This is a genomic window from Brachybacterium sp. sponge, from assembly GCF_001613775.1.
Taxonomy (GTDB): domain Bacteria; phylum Actinomycetota; class Actinomycetes; order Actinomycetales; family Dermabacteraceae; genus Brachybacterium; species Brachybacterium conglomeratum.
In genome coordinates this window covers 325,916-346,605 of sequence record NZ_LRMP01000004.1, presented here as the reverse complement: position 1 = coordinate 346,605, position 20,690 = coordinate 325,916, and the positions used below count along the sequence as shown (strand labels likewise).

Genomic DNA, 20,690 nt, shown 5'->3' with positions numbered 1-20,690 from the left:
GCAGGTCCCAGGGGTGGCAGGGGAGAGAGACGCGGGGGCGGGACCCTGGGGTCCCGCCCCCGCGTCGGATCAGGCGCCGGCGGCGGCCAGGGAATCCTGGGCGGCCTCGACGACGGCCTCGGGGGTGAAGCCGTACTCGCGGAACAGCGTCTTCGCATCGGCGGAGGCGCCGTAGTGCTCGAGCGACACGGCCCGGCCGTGCGCGCCGAGGAAGCGGTACCAGGGCATGGCGATGCCGGCCTCGACCGTGACGCGAGCGGTCACGGAGGAGGGGAGCACCGACTCCTTGTACTCGTCGTCCTGCTCGTCGAACCACTCGACCGACGGCATGGAGACCAGGCGGGTGGGGGTGCCCTCGGCCTCGAGGCGCTTCTGCGCCTCGGCCGCGTACTGCACCTCGGAGCCGGTCGCGATGAGGATCACCTTCGGCTCGCCGGTGGAGGCGTCCTTCATCACGTAGCCGCCCCTGGCGACGTTCTCCGCGCCGGCGTACTCGCTGCGGTCGAAGGTGGGCAGCGCCTGACGGGACAGGAGCAGGCCGACGGGGCCGTTGTCCCGCTCCAGCAGCACCTTCCACGCCTGCGCGGTCTCGTTCGCGTCCGCCGGGCGGACGATCGAGAGGTTCGGGATCGCGCGGTAGGCCGCGAAGTGCTCGACCGGCTGGTGGGTCGGGCCATCCTCGCCCAGGCCGATGGAGTCGTGGGTCCACACGTAGGTGACCGGGGTCTTCATCAGCGAGGCGAGGCGCACGGAGCCGCGCATGTAGTCCGCGAACTGGAAGAAGGTGCCGCCGTAGGGGCGGGTCAGTCCGTGCAGGGAGATCCCGGAGAGAATCGCGCCCATGCCGTGCTCGCGGATGCCGAAGTGGAGCGTGCGGCCGTACTGGTCGCCCGCGAACTCGGAGGAGCTGAGCTCGGCGGGGAGGAAGGACGGCTCGCCCTTCATGGTGGTGTTGTTCGAGCCGGCGAGGTCGGCGGAACCGCCCCACAGCTCGGGCATGACCGCGGCGAGCTCGCCGAGGACCTTGCCGGAGGCGGCGCGGGTGGCGACGCCCTTCTCGTCGGCCTCGAAGGTCGGGAACGCGTCGGCGAAGCCGCCCGGCAGCTCGCGCGCGACGAGGCGGTCCAGCAGCGCGGCCTTCTCCGCGTTCGCGGAGCGCCAGGCCTGGTAGCCCTTGTCCCACTCGGCCTTCTTCGCGGCGGCGCGCTCGGCGAGGCCGCGGGTGTGGGCCAGCACGTCCTCGTCGACCTGGAAGGTCTGCTCGGGGTCGAAGCCGACGGCCTCCTTGAGGCCCTTGACGCCCTCGGCGCCGAGCTTCGCGCCGTGCACGGAGTGCGAGCCGGCCAGCTCCGGGATCGGCCAGCCGATGACGGTGCGCAGGCGGATGAAGGTGGGCTTGTCGGTGACCTTCTGGCCCTCGAGGATCGCGTCCTTCAGCGCCGCGACGTCCTCGCGGTACGCCGTCCCCCCGTGGGTCCAGTCCACGGTGCGCACGTCCCAGCCGTAGGCCTCGTAGCGCGCGGCGGTGTCCTCGGTGAAGGCGATGGAGGTGTCGCCCTCGATGGAGATCTCGTTGTCGTCCCAGAGCACGATCAGGTTGCCGAGCTGCTGGGTGCCCGCGAGGGAGCTGGCCTCGGAGGAGACGCCCTCCTGCAGGTCGCCGTCGGAGGCGATGACGTAGGTGAAGTGGTCGAAGGGGCTGGTACCGGGCGCCGCCTCGGGATCCAGCAGGCCGCGCTCGCGGCGCTGGGCCATGGCCATGCCGACGGCGGAGGAGATGCCCTGGCCCAGGGGACCGGTGGTGATCTCCACGCCCTCGGTGTGGAAGTTCTCGGGGTGGCCGGGGGTCTTCGAGCCCCAGGTGCGCAGCTCCTCGATGTCCTTCTTCTCGAGGCCGAAGCCGCCGAGGAAGAGCTGGATGTACTGGGTCAGGCTCGAGTGGCCCGCCGAGAGCACGAAGCGGTCGCGGCCGAGCCACGCGTGGTCGGTCGGATCGTGGCGCATCACGTCCTGGTAGAGCAGGTACGCGGCCGGGGCGAGGCTGACGGCGGTGCCGGGGTGGCCGTTGCCGACCTTCTCGACCGCGTCGGCGGCCAGCACGCGGACGGTGTCGACCGCCCGCTTGTCGAGCTCGGTCCAGCCCTCGGGGGCCGTGAAGTTCTCCGTCATGTCGTGGGCATCCTTTCGCCGGGATGCGGCCTGGACGGCCGCTCGGAAAGACGGGCCTCTCCGCACGACGCCGGATGACCGGCTGCGACGTGCGCGTTCCGCACGGGAGGCAACGGGGTCCACCTTAGTCCGGGCGGTGCGGGGAGGTCATGCGCGTCCAGGCTGTTGCCGTGGCGGACGGTGCCCACTCTCACCTCGCGCCTCGCCCCGCCGTCGCGGACGAGCGCCTAGACTGGGGTGGTTCGTCGGCCGCGTGCCGTGACCAGGAGGAAGGACGGTGGGCGGTGACCGCCACCCAGGGAGCTCAGCTGCGGGGCGCAGGCCAGGACGGCGGGCGCGGTCCGCGGACCGTCGGCTCCACCCTCCGCGCCTACGTCGCGCTGACCAAGCCGCGGATCATCGAGCTGCTGCTCATCACGACGATCCCCACGATGTTCCTCGCCGCCGGCGGGTTCCCCTCGCTGTGGCTGATCATCGCGACCATGGTCGGCGGCTATCTCGCCGCGGGCGGCGCGAACGCGCTGAACATGTACCTCGAGCGCGACATCGACGCGAAGATGAAGCGCACCCGGAAGCGTCCGATCCCCTCCGGCGCCGTCACCCCGCGCGCCGCGCTGATCTTCGGCCTGACCATCTCCGCGGTCTCCGCGCTGTGGCTGGGCGTGCTGGTGAACTGGGTCTCCGCCGCGCTGGCGGTCGGCGCGATCCTGCTGTACGTCGTCTTCTACACGATGATCCTCAAGCGCCGCACCAGCCAGAACATCGTCTGGGGCGGCATCGCCGGCTGCATGCCGGTGCTGATCGGCTGGTCGGCGGTCACGGGCACCGTGTCCTGGACCGCGGTGCTGCTGTTCCTGGTGATCTTCTTCTGGACGCCGCCGCACTACTGGCCGCTGGCCGAGAAGTTCCAGGACGACTACGCCAAGGCGGGCGTGCCGATGCTGCCGGTGGTGTCCTCGCGCTCGAACGTCGCGCGCCAGATGCTGCTGCACACCGCGCTGATGATCGCTTCGAGCCTCGCGATCATCCCGCTGGGCGAGACCGGCTGGGTGTACGGCGTCGCCGCCGTCGCCTCCGGCGCCTGGTTCGGCTTCCTCGTGGTCCGCTACGCGATGCGGGTCCGCCAGGGGCTCTCCGGCCGGGCCCTCGGCCCGATGAAGGTCTTCCACGGCTCGATCACCTACCTCACGGTGCTCTTCGTCGCCCTCGCGATCGACCCCTTCGTCACCTTCTGACCCCATGAGCTCCGGGGAGGCCCCGCGCCCGACGGGCGAGGAGGACCCCCTGCGCCCGGGTGACCGGCGGATCCTCGAGCAGTACCTCGGCCACCTGCGCATCGAGCGGGGCCTGTCCGAGAACACCCTGGCGGCTTATCGGCGTGATCTGCGCCGCTATCTCGCCGACCTCGCGCGCCGCGAGGTCGACCCCGCCGCGGTGGATCCCGAGCAGCTGGGGGAGTGGCTGCAGTCCCTGCGCACCGGGGCCGACGGCGGCACCGCGCTCTCCGCCGCCTCCGCCGCCCGCTCGCTCGCCGCGGTGCGCGGGCTGCACTCCTTCCTTGACGCCGAGCGGGTCTCCACCACCGGGGACCCCTCCCGCCTGGTCCCGACCCCGACCCTGCCGCGACGACTCCCGCATCCGCTGACCCTCGATCAGGTCGAGGCGCTGCTCGAGGCCGCCGGACGCCCCGGCACCGGGCGCGACGCGACCGAGCGCGCCCTGCGCGACCGCGCCCTGCTCGAGCTGCTCTACGGCATCGGCGCACGGATCTCCGAGGTGACGGGCCTCGACCTCGACGACGTGGACCTGGCGGGGCGCTCCGCCGTGCTGCGCGGCAAGGGGGACAAGCAACGGGTGGTGCCCGTCGGCCGCTTCGCCGCCGAGGCGCTCGGGGCATATCTCAGGCGGGGCCGCCCGGCCCTCGCCGCGCGCGGCCGCGGCATCCCGGCGATCTTCCTCGGCGCCCGCGGCACCCGTCTGACCCGCCAGGCCGCGTGGCAGGTGGTGCAGCGCTGCGCCCGTGACGCGGAGCTGGAGGATCTGCCCGAGCCGATCAGCCCGCACACCCTGCGCCACTCCTACGCGACCCACCTGCTGCACGGCGGGGCCGACGTGCGCTCCGTGCAGGAGCTGCTGGGCCACGCCTCCGTCACCACGACCCAGCTCTACACGCAGGTGACGGTCGACTCCCTCCGCGAGACGCACGCCGGCGCCCACCCCCGCGCCCGGCGGGGGGCTTAGACTTGGGCGGCACGACGCCCCCGACCGGCCCCGGCCGCCGGGGGCTCGCCGCGGGTGACGCGGGGACCGACGCGCAGCCGTCCCTCCCCGGGCTGGGACCGGAGCACCTCCGGAGCCCGCTCGCCCCGCGGCGTGCACGCACCAGACCACGACGCCGACGACAGGACAACGACGTGAGCCCGACCTCCCCCCAGCAGCTGGACATCGATCTCGGCCCGACCGGCCGGCCGATGCCGGAGCTCCCGGAGCCGGCCGCGCTCGACTCCCACGGGCCGGCCCGGATCATCTCGATGGTCAACCAGAAGGGCGGGGTCGGGAAGACCACGAGCGTCATCAACCTCGGCGCGGCCCTCGCGGAGCTCGGCCGCAAGGTGCTGCTCGTCGACCTCGACCCCCAGGGTGCGCTGAGCGCCGGCCTGGGCGTGAACCCCTACGACCTCGACGTGACGGTCTACAACCTGCTCATGGAGCGGGGCCACGACGTGCGCACGGTGATCCAGGAGACCGACACCGAGGACCTCGACGTGCTCCCGGCGAACATCGACCTCTCCGCCGCCGAGGTCACCCTGGTCAACGAGGTCGCCCGCGAGATGGCGCTGGCCCGCGTGCTGCGCCCCGTGGCCGACGACTACGACGTGATCATCATCGACTGCCAGCCCTCGCTGGGCCTGCTCACCGTCAACGCCCTCGCCGCGAGCCACGGCGTGATCATCCCGCTGGAGGCCGAGTACTTCGCGCTGCGCGGCGTGGCGCTGCTGGTGGAGACTATCGAGAAGGTGCAGGACCGCATCAACCCCCGCCTCGAGCTCGACGGCATCCTGATCACGATGTTCGACCCGCGCACGCTGCACGCCCGCGAGGTGTGCCAGCGCGTGGTCGAGGCGTTCCCCGACAAGGTCTTCCACACCACCATCAACCGCACCGTGAAGTTCCCCGACGCCTCCGTCGCCGCGGAGCCGATCATCTCCTTCGCCACCTCGAACAAGGGCGCCGCCGCCTACCGGCAGCTCGCACGCGAGCTGATCTCGCGCGGCGCCGCGGCCTGATGGCCGGACAGGGGCCGCGCCGGGGCAGCGGCGGGGGAGCGGGACGCGGCGGCACCGATCGCGGCGGTGCGGGGAGGCCGGCCCGACGGCGCAGCGCCTTCACCCCGCCCAAGCAGGTCCGGCTGCGTGACGACGAGGGCACGCGCCTGCCCGCGGCGGACGGCGAGGAGGCCGAGGTCCACCGCGAGGACGGCGAGCGGCTGCAGAAGGTCCTCGCCCGCGCCGGCTTCGGCTCCCGTCGCGCCTGCGAGGCGCTGATCTCCTCCGGGCGGGTCCGCGTGGACGGCGCCGTGGTCCACGAGCAGGGCGTGCGCATCGATCCCGCGACCCAGGTGATCCACGTCGACGGGCGTCGGCTCCAGCTCGACGACGCGAAGCTCACCGTCGTGCTGAACAAGCCCCGCCGCGTCGTCTCCGCGATGAGCGATCCCGAGGGGCGCCGCGACCTCACCGAGTTCACCGCTGTCTACTCGCAGCGGCTCTACCACGTGGGACGCCTGGACTACGAGACCGAGGGTCTGCTGCTGCTGACCAACGACGGCGAGCTCGCCCACCGTCTGACCCACCCCAGCTTCGAGGTCGACAAGACCTACGTGTGCCGCTTCGACGCGCCGGGCGGCCCGCCGCGCGGGCTCGTGAAGGCGCTGCGGGAGGGTGTCGAGCTCGAGGACGGCCCGGCCCGCGCCGACCGCGCCCGGGTCCTCGCCCAGGACGGCCGCGAGGCCGTGGTCGAGGTGACCCTGCACGAGGGGCGCAACCGGATCGTGCGCCGCATGTTCGCCTCGCAGGGCTTCGAGCTCACCGCCCTGGTCCGCACCCGGATCGGTCCCGTGCTGCTCGGCGAGCTCGCCCCGGGCGAGACCCGCGAGCTCACCGATCGCGAGCTCGGCACCCTGATGGCGGAGGTCGGGCTGTGAGGACCCTCGTCCCCTCGCCCGTGCGGATCATCGGCACCGGGCTGATCGGCGGCTCTCTCGGCATGGCGCTGCGCCGTGCCGGGGTGCAGGTGCAGGTCGAGGACGTCTCCCCGGGCACCGCCGCCCTCGCGGTCGAGCTCGGCGTGGGGGAGCTGCCCGCCGCCGGGGACCGCCACCCGGAGCTCGTCCTCGTCGCCGCACCGCCCGACGTCGCGGCGTCCCTCGTCGAAGGGGCGCTGCGCCGCTGGCCGGACGCACTGGTCGCCGATGTCGCGAGCGTGAAGACCACCGTGCTCGAGGGCCTGCGCCGCCTCGCCCGGCCCGAGGACCTGTCCCGCTACGTCGGCGCCCACCCCATGGCGGGCCGCGAGGTCTCCGGCGTGATCGCCGCCCGCGCCGATCTGTTCCAGGGCCGCCCCTTCGTCGTCGTCCCCCACGAGGAGACGCTCCCCGACGCGGTCAGCGTGCTGAAGGGCCTCGCGACGGAGATCGGCTCCGTGCCGATCGTGCTGGACGCCGCGGCGCACGACACCGCCGTCGCGCACGTCTCCCATGTCCCGCAGGTCATCTCGAGCCTGCTGGCCACGACCCTGCTGGAGCCCTCCGAGCAGGCGCTGGGCCTGGCCGGGCAGGGGCTGCGGGACACGACCCGGATCGCGGACTCCGATCCGCGGCTCTGGGTCGAGATCCTCGGCGCGAACGCCGGCGCCGTCGGCGAGGTGCTCTCCTCCGTCGCGGACCGCCTGGAGGCGGTGCGCGGGGCGCTCGCGACCCTCGAGGGCGACCCCGACCCCGGCACCGGGTCCCGACGCGCCCTGGCCGACCTGATCGCCGAGGGCAACCGCGGCGTGCGCCGCATCCCGGGCAAGCACGGCGGGGCGACCGACGCCTTCACGACCCTCGTGGTGCTGGTGCCGGACAGGCCCGGCGAGCTCGCTCGTCTGCTCACCGAGATCGGGCAGATCGGCGTGAACCTCGAGGACCTCCGCCTCGAGCACGAGCTGGGGCGCGAGGTCGGCCTCGCCCACGTCGCGATCGACGCCGCCCGTGAGGACCTGCTCACGCGGGAGCTCACGGTGCGCGGCTGGAGGGTCGCAGGGGCCTGAGCGCCCCGTATCCTTCTGGAATGCACACCAGCGCGCCGCACGACCCCGCCGAGGGCATCACCATCGCGATCGACGGCCCGGCCGGCTCCGGGAAGTCGACCGTCTCCCGCCTCGTCGCCGAGGCGCTGGACGGAGGCTTCCTCGACACCGGCGCGATGTACCGGGCGATCGCCTGGGCCTGCCTCGAGGACGGCGTCGACCTCGCCGACCGCGAGGCCGTCGCCCGCATCGCCGAGGAGATCGACCTCGACCTCGGCACCGACCCGGCCGGGGCCACCGTGGTCGTCGCCGGCACCGACATCACCGCCGCGATCCGCGAGCAGCGCATCTCCCAGCGAGTCTCGGCCGTCGCGACGAACACCCTGGTGCGCCCGATCCTCCAGCGCCGCCAGCGCGAGGTGCTCTTCTCCACCGCCGCCGAGCGCGGCTTCTGCGTCGCCGAGGGCCGGGACACCACCACCGTCGTCGCCCCCGACGCCCGGGTGCGGGTGCTGCTGACCGCCTCGGACGAGGAGCGGATGCGTCGCCGCGCCGCGGAGCTCGGCCTCGAGGACACCGAGGAGACGCGCGAGCGCATGGCCGACCAGGTGCTGCGCCGAGACCGCGACGACTCCTCCGTCTCCGAGTTCCTCACCGCCGCCGAGGGCGTCGAGCAGATCGACACCACCGGCCTCGGCATCGAGGACGTCGTCGAGAAGGTGCTGATGCTGGTCGCCGCCGCGGAGGTCGCCGACGAGACCGCCGAGCACGGACCGGCCGAGCCCGCCCCCGCCGCGCCCGTGGTCGTCGGGGCAGGGGCCGACGGCCCGAGCGACGAGGACATCGAGGCGGCGCTGCGCGCGGGCCTGTCCGACTACGAGCTCGACGAGGAGGACCTCGCCCTGCTCGGCGGCGGCGAGGAGGCGCAGCTGCAGCCCGAGGCGCGCCGGAACCTGCCCGTCGTCGCCGTGGTCGGCCGCCCCAACGTCGGCAAGTCCACGCTGGTCAACCGCATCCTCGGCCGCCGCGAGGCCGTCGTCGAGGACCGTCCCGGCGTGACCCGCGACCGCGTCTTCTACGAGGCGGAGTGGTCCGGCAAGGACTTCTGGCTCGTGGACACCGGCGGCTGGGAGGACCGGGTCCAGGGCATCGCCTATCGCGTCGCGGAGCAGGCCGAGGTCGCCGTCTCCCTCGCGGACGTGGTCATGTTCGTCGTCGATGCGAACGTCGGCATCACCACCACCGACGAGCAGCTGCTGAAGGTGCTGCGCAAGGCGCGGGTGCCGCTGGTGCTGGTCGCCAACAAGGTCGACGACCAGCGCGGCGAGCTCGAGGCCGCGGCGCTGTGGAACCTCGGCCTCGGCGAGCCGTACCCGGTCTCCGCCCTGCACGGCCGCGGCTCCGGCGACCTGCTGGACGCGGTCGTCGCCGCCATGCCGGAGGAGGGTCGGGGAGCGCCGGTCGACCACGGCCCGCGGCGCGTCGCCCTCGTCGGCCGCCCCAATGTCGGGAAGTCCTCGCTGCTGAACCGGCTCGCGAAGGAGCAGCGCGTCGTCGTCGACGACCTCGCCGGCACCACCCGCGACCCCGTGGACGAGAAGATCGTCCTCGGCGGCAAGGAGTGGACCTTCGTGGACACCGCTGGGATCCGTCGTCGCATCGCGCAGTCCCAGGGCGCGGACTACTACGCCTCGCTGCGCACGCACGCGGCGCTGGACCGCGCCGAGGTCGCCGTCGTGCTGCTGGAGGCCAACGAGCCGATCTCCACCCAGGACCTCAAGATCATCGACATGGTCCTGGAGTCCGGGCGCGCGCTCGTGCTCGCCTTCAACAAGTGGGACCTGCTGGACGAGGAGCGGCACAAGGCGCTGGAGCGGGAGATCGAGCGGGACCTCGGCCATGTCGCCTGGGCGCCGCGCGTGAACATCTCCGCGGCCACCGGCCGCCACTCCGAGAAGCTCGTGCCGGCGCTCGAGAAGGCGCTCGAGTCCTGGGACCGTCGCATCCCGACGGGCCGGCTCAACGCCTTCCTGGGGCAGCTCGTCGCCGCGCACCCCCATCCGCTTCGCGGAGGGAAGCAGTCCCGGATCCTCTTCGCGACGCAGGCCCGCACCCGTCCGCCGCGGTTCGTCGTCTTCGCCAGCGGCTTCCTCGAGCACGGCTACCGCCGCTTCATCGAGCGACGGCTGCGGGAGGACTTCGAGTTCACCGGCTCCCCGATCGTGATCGGCGTGCGGATCCGCGAGAAACGCCGCCGCTGAGCGGCTCCGTCGACGCCCCGTTCCCGCTGCAGCGGGGGCGGGGCGTCGGCGTCCGAGCGCCCGACGCCGGGTGTCCCGGGGACCCAGCGCGCCGGGATGCAGGGCACCGGCGGCGCCACGTATCGTGGCGCCCATGAGCAACACCGGTGACGACGGCTCCTGGACCCCGCAGCACGACCCCTTCGCCCCGCAGGACCCCTCCGGGAAGCAGGGGCCCGGCGCAGGCCAGGACCCCTACGCCGCGCCGAGCGGCGGCCAGGACCCGTGGGCGCAGCCAGCGGGGGGACAGCCCGCGCCGGGACAGGGCGCGCAGGACCCGTTCGCCGCCCCCGCGGGGCAGGACCCGTTCGGGCAGGCCGACGCGCAGGAGGCCTACGGCCAGCAGGATCCGTACGGCCAGCAGGGCGGCTCCGGCGACGCCTCGCCCTACGGCCAGGCCTCGCCCTACGGCCAGCCGTCGCCCTACGGCCCCGCCTCCGGGGCGTCGGGCTCCGATCCCCACGCCGACGCCTCCGGCGAAGACCGCTGGTCGCCCGCGACGGGATCCGCCGCCGATCCCTACGGCCAGGCGCCCGGCTCCGACCCCTACGGCCAGGCCTCCCCGTACGGCCAGGCCTCCCCGTACGGCCAGGCCTCCCCGTACGGCCAGGCCTCCCCGTACGGCCAGGGCTCTCCCCAGGACGGCGCGCAGGGCGCCGCCCACGCCGCCCAGCCGGGTGCGGCGCCCGTGCAGGGCGAGGCGCAGAGCCGCGTGCTCGTCGGGGTCCTGGGAATCTTCTTCGGCGCCTTCGGCGTGCACCGCTTCCTCATGGGGTACACCGCCATCGGCCTGGTGCAGGTCCTGGTCACCGTGCTCAGCTGCTTCACGCTGTCCCCGATCACGACCATCTGGGGTCTCGTCGAGGGCATCATGGTCCTCGCCAAGTCCCCCTCCTTCGAGCGGGACGCCCATGGCCGCCCGCTGAGGGACTGATCCCACCCGTCCCGGAAGGACGCCCATGACGCTCCCACCCGCTCCCGATCGCGGCTCGATCCAGACCAGCGCGATCCTGCTGATCGTGCTCGGCTTCCTGTGCGGAGGGTGGATCCCCACGATCTTCGGGATCATCGCCCTGGTGCAGATGGAGTCCGACCCCCGCTCCGCGCGCACCATGAACAAGGTGGGCTGGATCGTCCTCTGCGTGATCGTGGGGCTCGTGATCCTCGGGATCCTCGCCTACTTCGTGTTCGGCATCGCGATCCTGGGGATCTTCGGGATCGCCGCGAGCACCGGCTGAACCCGGGAACCGTCCCCGCCGCCGTCGTCCGCCGCGCCGCGGCCGCACCCCGCCGACCCCTTCCAGGAGGAGCATCATCGCCACCCCGGACTTCGTCCTCTCGCTGCGCGAGAGGATCGGCAACGAGCTGCTGTGGATGCCGGGCGTCACTGCCGTCGTCCTGAACCCCGCACGCAGCCACCTGCTCGTGGTGCGCCGCGCCGACGACGGCCGTTGGACCCCGGTCACCGGGATCGTCGACCCGGGGGAGGAGCCCGCCAGCGCCGCCGAGCGCGAGGTCGCCGAGGAGGCGGGCGTCGCGTGCACCGCCCTGCGGCTGCTGGACATGCGCGCCCTGCCGGAGATCACCTACCCCAACGGGGACCGCGCCCAGTACCTCGACATCTGCTTCCTGTGCGAGGCCGACGACTCCCAGCGGCCCTTCCCGGCCGACGGGGAGAACACCGAGGCGCGCTGGTGCCCCGTCGAGGACCTGCCGCCGATGAACGACCGCTTCCGCGAGCAGCTCGCCCTCGCCCTCGAGGACCGGGCCGAGGCGAGGTTCCGCCGATGAGCACGGGCAACCCCCTCCCCGGCACGCGGGTGCGTATTCCGCTGACCGACCGGCCGGGAGACCACGCCGTGGTGCGGGTGATCGCCGCACCGCGCCGGGACCTCGCCCGCGCGGGACGGCTCAGCGAGGCGCTGCGCCCCTTCGCCGAGGCGCTGCTGGTCGACGTCCACGTGGGCGAGAAGCTCCTGCTGCCCGGCGCCTGGGTGCAGCACGAGGTGCTGCGGCGGGGCGAGCCCCTCGCGCCCGTCCCGGTCGCCGCCGCGGACCTGCGCCCGCCGGCCGTCATCGCCGGCACCCCCGAGCGGGCGGAGCTGCACTGGGGCGAGACGGTGTGGCCGCTCGACCTCGGCGGAGCGGTCGCGATCCCCGAGGCGGCCCGCGCCGACCCCCATCCGCTCTCCCGCCTGCGACGGCTGCTGCTGGTCGCCGCCGGACGCCGCGCCGAGATCGCGCTGACCCTCTGGCAGGCGCCCGACTTCGAGATCCCCTGGCAGGACGTGCGCCTCCTCCCGCGCGCCGCGTCCTGGTTCGAGCTCGCACAGGTCCCGGCCGGGATGCGCTACGCCGACGCGGAGCGCGCGCAGGGCGTCGGCCGCGCCCGCGGCTGAGGGCACCGCCGAGGAGGACGGGACAGGGGAGGACGGCGCAGGACCTGCGACGCGCCGGGGCGCACCGTCTTCCCGGCGTGACGGGTCTCACCCGCTACTCTCAGGGCCTGAGAGACGTCGACGAGGAGGTCTTCGTGGCCCCGACCCCTTCCCCACGGACAGGCACCGACCGCCGGTCCTTCCTGCGCTTCACCGCGGGTGCCGCCGCCCTGCTGCCGCTGGCCTCGCTGGCCGGCTGCTCCGGAGGAGGGCGTGACGCGGGCACCCTGCGCATCGCCTTCCAGCAGTTCGGCTCCAACACGATCAAGCAGGAGTGGATCGAGCGCGCCGCGGAGACGTTCTCCGCGCAGAACCCGGAGCTGGTCATCGACCTGGTGCCGATCGTCGCCTCGGAGAACGACTACTTCACCAAGAACGAGCTGCTGATGAGCTCCCCGAGGACCAGCCCGGACCTCGTCTACGAGGACTCCTTCATCCTCCTGTCCGACGTCGGGGCCGGATACCTCCAGCCCATGACCGACCTGGTCGAGGGCTGGGACCACTGGGACGACATCGCCGAGGCGTCCAAGCTCGCCGTCACCGGCGAGGACGGGGAGGTCTACGGGGTGCCGATCACCACCGACACCCGTGCGATCTGGTTCCACCGCGAGGTGTTCGAGCAGGCGGGCCTGCCCACCGACTGGCAGCCCACCTCCTGGGAGGACATCCTCGAGGCGGCCCGCGCGATCAAGGACTCAGGCTCCGAGGCGATCCCGTTCTTCATGTTCGCCGGCACCCCGCAGGGCGAGAAGGCCTCGATGCAGGGCTTCGAGATGCTGCTGTACGGCACGGGCGACGGCACCGGCCTGTACGACGAGGACACGAAGAAGTGGGTGCTGGGCTCGCAGGGGTTCATCGACTCCCTCGCCTTCCTCAAGACCGTCGTGGACGAGGAGCTGACCGCCTCCCTCGGCCAGCTGCTGGACCCCAACATCTCCGAGCAGATCTACACCTCCCTGCTGCCCGACGCGAAGCTCGGCATGCTGATCGACGGCTCCTGGATCTCGCAGAACTGGACCGAGACCGCCGGCCGGCCCTGGCCCGAATGGCCCGAGGTGGTGGGGCTCGCGAACATGCCCACCCAGGACGGCGGCGGCACCGGCACCGTCACCCTCGCCGGCGGCTGGGGCCTGTCCATCCCGCAGCACGTCACCGACCGCGAGACGGCCTTCCGCTTCCTCGAGACGCTGGTCTCCACCGAGACCCTCGTGGACTACGCGATCGCGGACAACCACATCACCGTCCGCAACGACGTCGCCGAGGTCGAGGAGTACCTCAGCTACTCCCCGGCGGTCGAGTACTTCACGAACCTGCTGGACACCGCTTACTACCGGCCGGCGCTGCCCGCCTATCCGGAGGTCTCCTCCGCGCTCCAGGAGGCGATGGAGGCCGTGCTCACCGGGAGCGATCCCGAGGCGGCGGCCGCCGCCTACGACGCGACGGTGCGCGACATCGTCGGCCCTGAGAACGTGCAGGAGGCCCAGGGATGACCGCGACCGACACCACGACCCGCCCCGCCGCAGGGGCCGGCGCCCCGCGCCGCGGGGGCCGACGCACCCGGCTCGGGGACGGGCTCTCGCCGATGCGCGCCGTTCCGATGCTCCCGGCCGCGCTGCTGCTGCTCGGCTTCATGCTCGGCCCGATCCTGTACTCCCTCTACCTCGCCTTCACCGACTCCGCGATCCGCGGCGACGGCGCCTCCGACACGAGCTTCGTCGGCGTCCAGAACTTCACCGACGCCTTCGCCGACGGGGACTTCTGGAACTCGGTCGTCCTCACGCTGGTGTTCACGCTGGTCTCCGCGGTGCTCGGCCAGAACCTGCTCGGCATGGGCCTGGCCCTGCTGATGGAGCGCTCGCACCGCGTGGTCACCTTCGCGGTCACCTCGATCGTGATCGCCGCGTGGATCCTTCCCGAGGTGGTCGCCGGATACCTGCTCTACACCTTCTTCGCCGACGCCGGCAGCCTGAACGCCATGCTCACCGCGATCGGGCTGCCCGGGCAGGACCTGCTGTTCAGCGCCCCGATCATCGCGGTCTCCTTCGCCAACATCTGGCGCGGCGCGGCGTTCTCGATGCTGGTCTACTCCGCGGCGCTGAGCTCCGTGCCCGGGGACGTGTACGAGTCCGCGGCGCTGGACGGCGCCGGGCCCGTGCGCCGCTTCGTCTCGGTGACCGTGCCGCTGCTGCGGCCCGCCATCGCGACGAACCTGATGCTGACCACCCTGCAGACCCTGTCCGTCTTCGGACTGATCTTCATCATGACCGGCGGCGGCCCCGCCCGGCAGAGCCAAACCCTGCCGCTGTACATGTACGAGCAGGCGTTCTCCTACGGACAGCTCGGCTACGGCACCGCCGTCGCCCTGCTGCTCCTGCTGATCGGGGCGCTGGCCTCGATCGCCTACCTGCGCCTGCTGCCCGAGGAGGACAAGCGATGACCGCCGCTCCCACGACCACGACCGCCCCGGCGGACGGCGCGTCGGCCGCTCGTCCCGCACCCCGGAAGGGACGCTCCCGCGCCGCCGGCACGAAGCTCGCCAGCAACCTCGTCATGGCCGCGATCGGCATCGCGTTCCTGGTGCCGCTGCTGTGGGTGGTGCTGGCCTCCTTCGACACCGAGGCCTCGCTGTCGGTGGCCTGGCCGCAGCGCTGGAGCCTGGACAACTACGCGGCGATCTGGAACGAGGAGACGACCTTCCGGCCGCTGGGGAACTCGCTGATCCTGTGCGGCGGCGCGACGATCCTCACCATGGTCTCCGCGGTGCTGTGCGCCTATCCGCTCTCCCGCTACCGCTTCCGCGCCAAGCGACCGCTGCTGCTGACGATCATCTTCTCGACCGGGCTGCCGATCACCGCGATCATGATCCCGGTCTACTCGATGTTCGTGCAGGTCAACCTCATCGACTCGATGGGCGGGGCGATTCTGTTCCTCGGGGCGAGCTCCCTGCCCTACGCCATCTTCCTCACCAAGGGGTTCATGGACGGGGTGCCGCTGGAGATCGAGGAGTCCGCGTGGACCGAGGGGGCGGGGGTGCTGCGCACCCTGTGGTCGGTGGTGCTGCCGCTGATGCGCTCGGGCCTGTCGGTGGCGACGATCTTCACCTTCGTCTCGATGTGGGGGAACTTCTTCGTCCCCTTCATGCTGCTGCTGAGCCCGGACAAGCTCCCCGCTGCGGTGACGCTGTACACCTTCTCCTCCCAGTACGGGCAGGTCGCCTACGGCCAGCTCGCCGCGTTCTCGATCTTCTACTCGCTGCCGGTGGTGGTGCTCTACCTGTTCCTGGGCCGGAACCTCGGTCAGGGCTTCGCCGCCGCGGGCGGCGTGAAGGGCTGAGACGGCCCGGTCCGGGACCGACCGGGCGTTCGGTCCTCGGCGGCCCGGGCCCGTGGTCGGTAGCGTGGACCTCCCGCATCCGTCCCACCGACCCAGGAGGCTCCCGTGACCGATCAGGACCCGCGCCAGGACCGCGTGCGCTCCCGAGTGGCTGAGCGCGCCGAGCAGCTCTCGACCTCCGGCGGCGAGCCGGCCTTCTCCCCGCAGGACCAGGAGCCGCCCGGACTGACGGGACCGATGAGCCCCGTGCCCGATCACGGCGAGCGCAGCTATGTCGGACACGCACGACTCGAGGGGATGGCCGCCCTGATCACCGGGGGCGATTCGGGCATCGGCCGGGCCGTCGCGATCGCCTATGCCCGCGAGGGCGCCGATGTGGCGATCGCCTACCTCCCCGAGGAGCAGGAGGACGCAGAGGAGACCCGGCGGTGGATCGAGGATGCCGGACGCCGTGCCCTGCTGCTGCCCGGCGATCTCCGCGACGAGGAGCATGCGCGCTCCCTCGTCCATCGAACTGTCGAGGAGCTCGGCCGTCTCGACGTGCTCGTGAACAACGCGGCCTTCCAGTGGGGCCGGGCCGAGCCGAAGGGCCTGGAGGGGATTGCCTCCGAACGGCTGCACCGCACCCTCACCACGAACCTCGAGGTGCTGTTCTGGCTCACCCAGGAGGCGGCCCCGCACCTCCGACCCGGAGCGAGCGTCATCAACTCCTCCTCGATCCAGAGCTACGACCCCTCCGTGCCGCTCATGGACTACGCCGCGACCAAGGCCGCGATCAACAACCTGACCGTCAACCTCGCTGCGGATCTCGGCCCCCGCGGCATCCGCGTCAACGCCGTCGCCCCCGGGCCGATCTGGACCCCGCTGAACGTCGCGACGCGCGTGCCGGACGACTACGTCGCCTTCGGGGCGAACACGCCCCTGGGCCGTGCAGGGCAGCCCGCCGAGTGCGCAGGCGCCTACGTGTTCCTGGCCAGCCCCGAGGAGGCGAGCTACGTCTCCGGCACCGTGCTCGGGGTCACCGGAGGCCGCCCCGTGTTCTGAGCGGCGCGCCGCGCTTGACGGGGAGCCTCTCCGCCTGTGAGGGTCATCACACCGGGCCGCACAGGACATGAGAGGCGATCTCAGCTCTCGCCCGGGCACGGAGATCGGATCGCCTCCTGGGCAGGAAGAGGTCTCCCATGGACACCGCCATCTTCGAGAACCACGAATCCGAGATCCGCGGCTACTGCCGCAACTACCCGACGGTCTTCGCCTCCGCCTCCGGCGCGCGCCAGGTCGACGAGGAGGGCCGCAGCTACATCGACTTCTTCGCCGGGGCCGGGGTGCTGAACTTCGGCCACAACCATCCCGCGATGAAGAAGGCGCTGATCGAGTTCCTCGAGGCCGACGGTGTCGCGCACTCTCTCGACACCTACACCACCACCAAGCGCGACTTCGTCGAGCGCTTCCACGAGGTGGTCCTCGCGCCCCGCGGCATGGACCACCGCCTGCAGTTCATGGGGCCGACGGGCTCGAACGCCGTGGAGGCCGCGATGAAGCTGGCCCGCGCCGCCACGGGGCGCCGCGAGATCGTCGCCTTCAGCCACGGCTTCCACGGCATGACCCTGGGCTCCCTCGCCGCGACCGCGAACGACGCCTTCCGCCGCTGGGCCGGGGTGCCGCTGGAGAACATCCTGCGCCTGCCCTTCGAGACCGCGCCGGGCGGGGACACTGCCCTCTCCGACTACGCGGCGGCGCTGAAGGACCCCTCGAGCGGGCTGCTGCCCCCGGCCGCGTTCCTGGTCGAGGTCGTGCAGGCCGAGGGCGGGGTGAACGTCGCGCGCCGCGAATGGCTCCACCAGGTCCAGGACCTCGCCCGCGAGCACGGGGCGCTGCTGATCATCGACGACATCCAGGCAGGGATCGGCCGCACCGGCAGCTACTTCTCCTTCGACGGGATGGGGCTGGACCCCGACATCATCACGCTCGCCAAGGGCCTCGGCGGATTCGGCACCCCGATCGCGATGAACCTCAACAAGCCCGAGGTGGACCGGCACTGGAGCCCCGGCGCCCACACCGGCACCTTCCGCGGCCAGGGCCTCTCCTTCGTCGCCGGGACGGTGGCGCTGGACTTCTTCACCGACGACGCCTTCCTCGAGGGGGTCCTCGTGAGGGGCGAGCAGATGCGCGCCCGCCTCCAGGCGATCGCCGACGCCCACCCGGACCGCGGCTGGGAGGTGCGCGGACGCGGCATGATGCAGGCCCTGGACACCGGCGACGGGGCGCTGAACGCGCGCCTGCAGCGGGAGTGCTTCGACCGCGGCCTGCTGTTCGGCCCCTGCGGCAGCGGCGGCCGGGTGATCAAGCTGATCCCGCCGCTGATCATCGAGCCGGACGACCTCGCCGAGGGTCTGGACATCCTCGAGGCGGCGATCGCCGCCGTGCTGGAGGAGGCGTGATGCGCCGCCGCGAGGACATGACCTTCGCCCCGGAGGAGTACGAGCGCAGGATCCGGGAGCTGCGGGAGCGGATGGCGGCGAGGGAGCTGGACGCGGTGATCATCAGCGACCCCGAGAACCTGATGTACCTCACCGACCACCAGACCTCCGGGTACTCCTTCTTCCAGGCCCTGATCGTGCCGCTGGAGGCGGAGCCGGTGATGATCACCCGCGCGCTCGAGGAGTCCAACGTCGTCTCCCGCACCTGGCTCGAGCACTCCCGCGCCTATCCCGACTCGGGCGACGCGATCCTCGAGCTGGTCTCCACCCTGCGGGACCTGCGACTGGCGGACTCCCGGGTGGGCTACGAGCGCAACAGCTACTACTTCCCCGCCCACCAGCAGGACCGCTTCCACGACGCCTTCGGCGAGGGCCTCGTGGACTGCTTCGGGATCGTCGAGGAGGGGCGGATCCGCAAGTCCCCGGCGGAGATCGAGGTGATGCAGCTGGCCGCCTACGCGGGGGAGGCCGGCATGGCCGCCGGCCTGCACACCGCCATGTCCGGCGCGACCGAGAACGAGGTCGCCGCCGCGATCAGCTCGGCGATGTTCCGCGCGGGCGGGGAGTTCCCGGCGGTGATGCCCTATGTCGCCTCCGGCCCCCGCTCGATGATCGGCCACTCCACCTGGGAGGGGCGCATGATCCGCCCCGGGGAGCACGTCTTCCTCGAGGTGGGCGGCTGCTACCGCCGCTATCACGCCGCGATGATGCGCACCGTGGTCAACGGCGCGCTCTCGGACTCGATGCGCTCCGCACAGGACCTCATGAAGCACACCCTGGCGGAGCTGCGCTCGCTCATGAAACCCGGGGTGACGGGCTCCGAGGTGGACCGGCTGACCCGTCGGATGATCGAGAGCAACGACGTCGGCGCGAGCCTCGCCACCCGCGCCGGCTACTCCATCGGTATCGCCTTCCCTCCCTCCTGGGACGAGGGGTACATCCTCTCCCTCCTCGAGGGAGACGAGCGGCCGCTCGAGGAGGGGATGACCTTCCACCTCATCCCCTGGATGTGGGGCGTCGACGGGGACAAGACCGTCGGCATCTCCGACACCGTCCGGATCACCGCCGACGGCTGCGCCTCCTTCCTCACGCTCCCGGAGGACTTCACCGTCCACGAGAGCGCCGCCCGATCCTTCCCGGCCGCGGCCGGCACACCCCGCCCCTGAGAGGAGCAGCACCATGACCACGCAGAGCACACAGGCCGCGCCGCAGGCGACGCTCACCGCCGTCGACCCCTCGACCGGCGCCGTCGTCCGCGAGGTGCCCGCCGCCACGCCCACCCAGATCGACGCCGTCCTCGACCGTGCCCGCAGCGCCTTCCTCGCCTGGCGCGAGACCTCCTTCGGGGAACGGGCCGCGCTGCTGGACGCCGTCGCCGCCCACCTGCGCGAGCACGTCGAGGAGCTCGCGCCGCTGATGACCGAGGAGATGGGCAAGCCGATCGGCGAGGCCCGCGGCGAGGTGGCCAAGGCGGCATGGGCGGCCGAGCACTACGCCGCCCACGGCGCCGACTATCTCGCCGAGGAGCACATCGCCTCCGATGCGAGCTCCTCCTACGTCCAGCACCTGCCGCTGGGGACCGTGCTGGGGGTGCTGCCGTGGAACGCCCCGTTCTGGCTCGCCTTCCGCTTCGCCGCCCCCGCGCTCATGGCCGGGAACACGGCCGTGATGAAGCACGATCCCCATGTCCCCGGCTGCGCGGCCGCGATCGAGGAGGCGTTCCGCGCCGTCGGCGCCCCGGAGGGGGTGTTCCAGACGCTCCACGCCGCGACCGCCGACGTCGAGCAGGTGATCCGCGACCCGCGCATCCAGGCGGTGTCCTTCACCGGCTCGGACCGGGCCGGCGCCGTCGTCGCCTCGATCGCGGCCAGCGAGATCAAGCCCGCCGTGCTCGAGCTCGGCGGCTCGGACCCGTGCCTCGTCCTGGCCGAAGCCGACCTCGAGGAAGCCGCGCGGGTCGCCGCGCTCTCCCGCATCATCAACGCCGGCCAGTCCTGCATCGCGGCGAAGCGGGTCATCGTCGAGCGGCCCGTGCACGACCGCTTCGTCGAGCTGCTCGCCGCGCAGCTCGCGGCGCTCGTCGTCGGCGACCCGCGCGAGGAGACCACGCAGGTGGGTCCGATCGCCCGCGCCGAGCTGCGGGAGAACCTCCACCGCCAGGTCACCACCTCCGTCGAGGCGGGGGCGGAGCTCGTCCTGGGAGGCGAGATGCCGACGGGGGAGGGCTTCTACTATCCCGTCACGCTGCTGACCGGGGTCGAGGCCGGGATGAGCGCCTGCACCGAGGAGACCTTCGGGCCGGTCGCCTCCGTGATGGTCGCCGAGGACGCCGAGCACGGCCTCTCCCTCGCCAACGACACCCCGTACGGGCTCGGGGCGAGCATCTGGACCGAGACCTCTCGCGGCGAGGCGATGGCGCGCCGGATCGAGGCGGGGCAGGTGAGCGTCAACGGGATCGTCAAGACCGACCCGCGCCTGCCCTCCGGCGGCATCAAGCGCTCCGGCTACGGCCGGGAGCTCGGCCCGCACGGGATCCGGGAGTTCGTCAACGCCCAGCAGGTCTGGGTGGGGCCGGCCCGGAGCTGAGGGACCTGCACGGCGAAGGGGCCGCACCGCTCGCGCGGTGCGGCCCCTCCGGGCTGTGCGGTGCGGGGAGATCCCGTCGTGCCCTGCGGCGCGGC

General features: G+C 72.6%; 18 protein-coding genes. 17 read left to right on the top strand and 1 reads right to left on the bottom strand.

The genetic code is table 11. The features are described from left to right. Positions 1-69 precede the first annotated feature (69 nt). On the bottom strand, positions 70-2,169 hold the full coding sequence (tkt, locus tag A4A78_RS16100) for a transketolase (RefSeq protein WP_062950990.1): 2,100 nt from the start codon (positions 2,167-2,169) through the stop codon (positions 70-72). A 284-nt stretch (positions 2,170-2,453) separates the two neighbouring features. On the opposite strand from tkt, the gene A4A78_RS16095 reads away from it, so the two are divergent. The 17 genes from A4A78_RS16095 to A4A78_RS16015 all read left to right on the top strand — a co-directional run bounded on the left by A4A78_RS16095 (position 2,454) and on the right by A4A78_RS16015 (position 20,595). Continuing rightward, a complete protein-coding gene (locus A4A78_RS16095; RefSeq protein ID WP_062950988.1) occupies positions 2,454-3,404 on the top strand; it encodes a heme o synthase in 951 nt (316 codons plus the stop codon). 4 nt (positions 3,405-3,408) lie between these two features. After that, entirely contained in the window at positions 3,409-4,410 is a 1,002-nt protein-coding gene (locus A4A78_RS16090) for a site-specific tyrosine recombinase XerD (RefSeq protein ID WP_082835381.1), read from the top strand. A gap of 173 nt (positions 4,411-4,583) precedes the next feature. Continuing rightward, positions 4,584-5,456, top strand: coding sequence for a ParA family protein (locus A4A78_RS16085; RefSeq protein ID WP_010551502.1), 873 nt, complete (start codon positions 4,584-4,586; stop codon positions 5,454-5,456). Continuing rightward, positions 5,456-6,373 carry a pseudouridine synthase gene (locus A4A78_RS16080; protein ID WP_062950986.1) on the top strand — a complete coding sequence of 306 codons (918 nt, stop codon included), beginning with the start codon at positions 5,456-5,458 and terminating at the stop codon, positions 6,371-6,373. Before A4A78_RS16085 ends, A4A78_RS16080 begins: the two co-directional genes overlap by 1 nt. After that, complete coding sequence (locus A4A78_RS16075) at positions 6,370-7,479, top strand: prephenate dehydrogenase (protein WP_062950984.1); 1,110 nt, start codon at positions 6,370-6,372, stop codon at positions 7,477-7,479. The genes A4A78_RS16080 and A4A78_RS16075 overlap by 4 nt, the downstream gene beginning before the upstream one ends. Positions 7,480-7,499: 20 nt before the next feature. Further along, positions 7,500-9,719 (top strand): bifunctional cytidylate kinase/GTPase Der, encoded by a 2,220-nt coding sequence (gene der, locus A4A78_RS16070; RefSeq protein WP_062950977.1) that lies wholly within the window; start codon positions 7,500-7,502, stop codon positions 9,717-9,719. A 133-nt stretch (positions 9,720-9,852) separates the two neighbouring features. After that, positions 9,853-10,692 carry a TM2 domain-containing protein gene (locus A4A78_RS18220; RefSeq protein ID WP_062950975.1) on the top strand — a complete coding sequence of 280 codons (840 nt, stop codon included), beginning with the start codon at positions 9,853-9,855 and terminating at the stop codon, positions 10,690-10,692. A gap of 25 nt (positions 10,693-10,717) precedes the next feature. Beyond that, positions 10,718-10,996 carry a PLDc N-terminal domain-containing protein gene (locus tag A4A78_RS16060; RefSeq protein ID WP_062950970.1) on the top strand — a complete coding sequence of 93 codons (279 nt, stop codon included), beginning with the start codon at positions 10,718-10,720 and terminating at the stop codon, positions 10,994-10,996. Between the two features lie 136 nt (positions 10,997-11,132). Further along, entirely contained in the window at positions 11,133-11,549 is a 417-nt protein-coding gene (locus A4A78_RS16055; RefSeq protein WP_197466698.1) for an NUDIX domain-containing protein, read from the top strand. Continuing rightward, complete coding sequence (locus tag A4A78_RS16050) at positions 11,546-12,157, top strand: hypothetical protein (protein ID WP_010551509.1); 612 nt, start codon at positions 11,546-11,548, stop codon at positions 12,155-12,157. The genes A4A78_RS16055 and A4A78_RS16050 overlap by 4 nt, the downstream gene beginning before the upstream one ends. A 134-nt stretch (positions 12,158-12,291) precedes the next feature. Next, positions 12,292-13,686: an extracellular solute-binding protein gene (locus A4A78_RS16045; protein WP_062951308.1), complete on the top strand. Its 1,395-nt coding sequence runs from the start codon at positions 12,292-12,294 to the stop codon at positions 13,684-13,686. Next, positions 13,683-14,633, top strand: coding sequence for a carbohydrate ABC transporter permease (locus A4A78_RS16040; protein ID WP_062950968.1), 951 nt, complete (start codon positions 13,683-13,685; stop codon positions 14,631-14,633). The genes A4A78_RS16045 and A4A78_RS16040 overlap by 4 nt, the downstream gene beginning before the upstream one ends. Then, positions 14,630-15,529: a carbohydrate ABC transporter permease gene (locus tag A4A78_RS16035; RefSeq protein WP_062950967.1), complete on the top strand. Its 900-nt coding sequence runs from the start codon at positions 14,630-14,632 to the stop codon at positions 15,527-15,529. Before A4A78_RS16040 ends, A4A78_RS16035 begins: the two co-directional genes overlap by 4 nt. A 105-nt stretch (positions 15,530-15,634) precedes the next feature. After that, complete coding sequence (locus A4A78_RS16030; RefSeq protein WP_062950966.1) at positions 15,635-16,573, top strand: SDR family oxidoreductase; 939 nt, start codon at positions 15,635-15,637, stop codon at positions 16,571-16,573. A 137-nt stretch (positions 16,574-16,710) separates the two neighbouring features. Continuing rightward, complete coding sequence (locus A4A78_RS16025) at positions 16,711-17,970, top strand: aspartate aminotransferase family protein (RefSeq protein ID WP_062950964.1); 1,260 nt, start codon at positions 16,711-16,713, stop codon at positions 17,968-17,970. Beyond that, positions 17,970-19,175, top strand: coding sequence for an ectoine hydrolase (gene doeA / locus A4A78_RS16020; RefSeq protein WP_062950962.1), 1,206 nt, complete (start codon positions 17,970-17,972; stop codon positions 19,173-19,175). The genes A4A78_RS16025 and doeA overlap by 1 nt, the downstream gene beginning before the upstream one ends. A 13-nt stretch (positions 19,176-19,188) precedes the next feature. After that, entirely contained in the window at positions 19,189-20,595 is a 1,407-nt protein-coding gene (locus tag A4A78_RS16015; protein WP_062950959.1) for an NAD-dependent succinate-semialdehyde dehydrogenase, read from the top strand. Positions 20,596-20,690: the final 95 nt, after the last annotated feature.

Excerpts from the sequence above, each read along its gene's own strand:
- tkt (WP_062950990.1), bottom strand. The coding sequence starts at position 2,169 with ATGACGGAGAACTTCACGGCCCCCGAGGGCTGGACCGAGCTCGACAAG.
- A4A78_RS16090 (WP_082835381.1), top strand. The coding sequence starts at position 3,409 with ATGAGCTCCGGGGAGGCCCCGCGCCCGACGGGCGAGGAGGACCCCCTG.
- A4A78_RS16080 (WP_062950986.1), top strand. The coding sequence starts at position 5,456 with ATGGCCGGACAGGGGCCGCGCCGGGGCAGCGGCGGGGGAGCGGGACGC.
- der (WP_062950977.1), top strand. The coding sequence starts at position 7,500 with ATGCACACCAGCGCGCCGCACGACCCCGCCGAGGGCATCACCATCGCG.
- A4A78_RS18220 (WP_062950975.1), top strand. The coding sequence starts at position 9,853 with ATGAGCAACACCGGTGACGACGGCTCCTGGACCCCGCAGCACGACCCC.
- A4A78_RS16060 (WP_062950970.1), top strand. The coding sequence starts at position 10,718 with ATGACGCTCCCACCCGCTCCCGATCGCGGCTCGATCCAGACCAGCGCG.
- A4A78_RS16055 (WP_197466698.1), top strand. The coding sequence starts at position 11,133 with ATGCCGGGCGTCACTGCCGTCGTCCTGAACCCCGCACGCAGCCACCTG.
- A4A78_RS16050 (WP_010551509.1), top strand. The coding sequence starts at position 11,546 with ATGAGCACGGGCAACCCCCTCCCCGGCACGCGGGTGCGTATTCCGCTG.
- A4A78_RS16040 (WP_062950968.1), top strand. The coding sequence starts at position 13,683 with ATGACCGCGACCGACACCACGACCCGCCCCGCCGCAGGGGCCGGCGCC.
- A4A78_RS16035 (WP_062950967.1), top strand. The coding sequence starts at position 14,630 with ATGACCGCCGCTCCCACGACCACGACCGCCCCGGCGGACGGCGCGTCG.
- A4A78_RS16025 (WP_062950964.1), top strand. The coding sequence starts at position 16,711 with ATGGACACCGCCATCTTCGAGAACCACGAATCCGAGATCCGCGGCTAC.
- doeA (WP_062950962.1), top strand. The coding sequence starts at position 17,970 with ATGCGCCGCCGCGAGGACATGACCTTCGCCCCGGAGGAGTACGAGCGC.
- A4A78_RS16015 (WP_062950959.1), top strand. The coding sequence starts at position 19,189 with ATGACCACGCAGAGCACACAGGCCGCGCCGCAGGCGACGCTCACCGCC.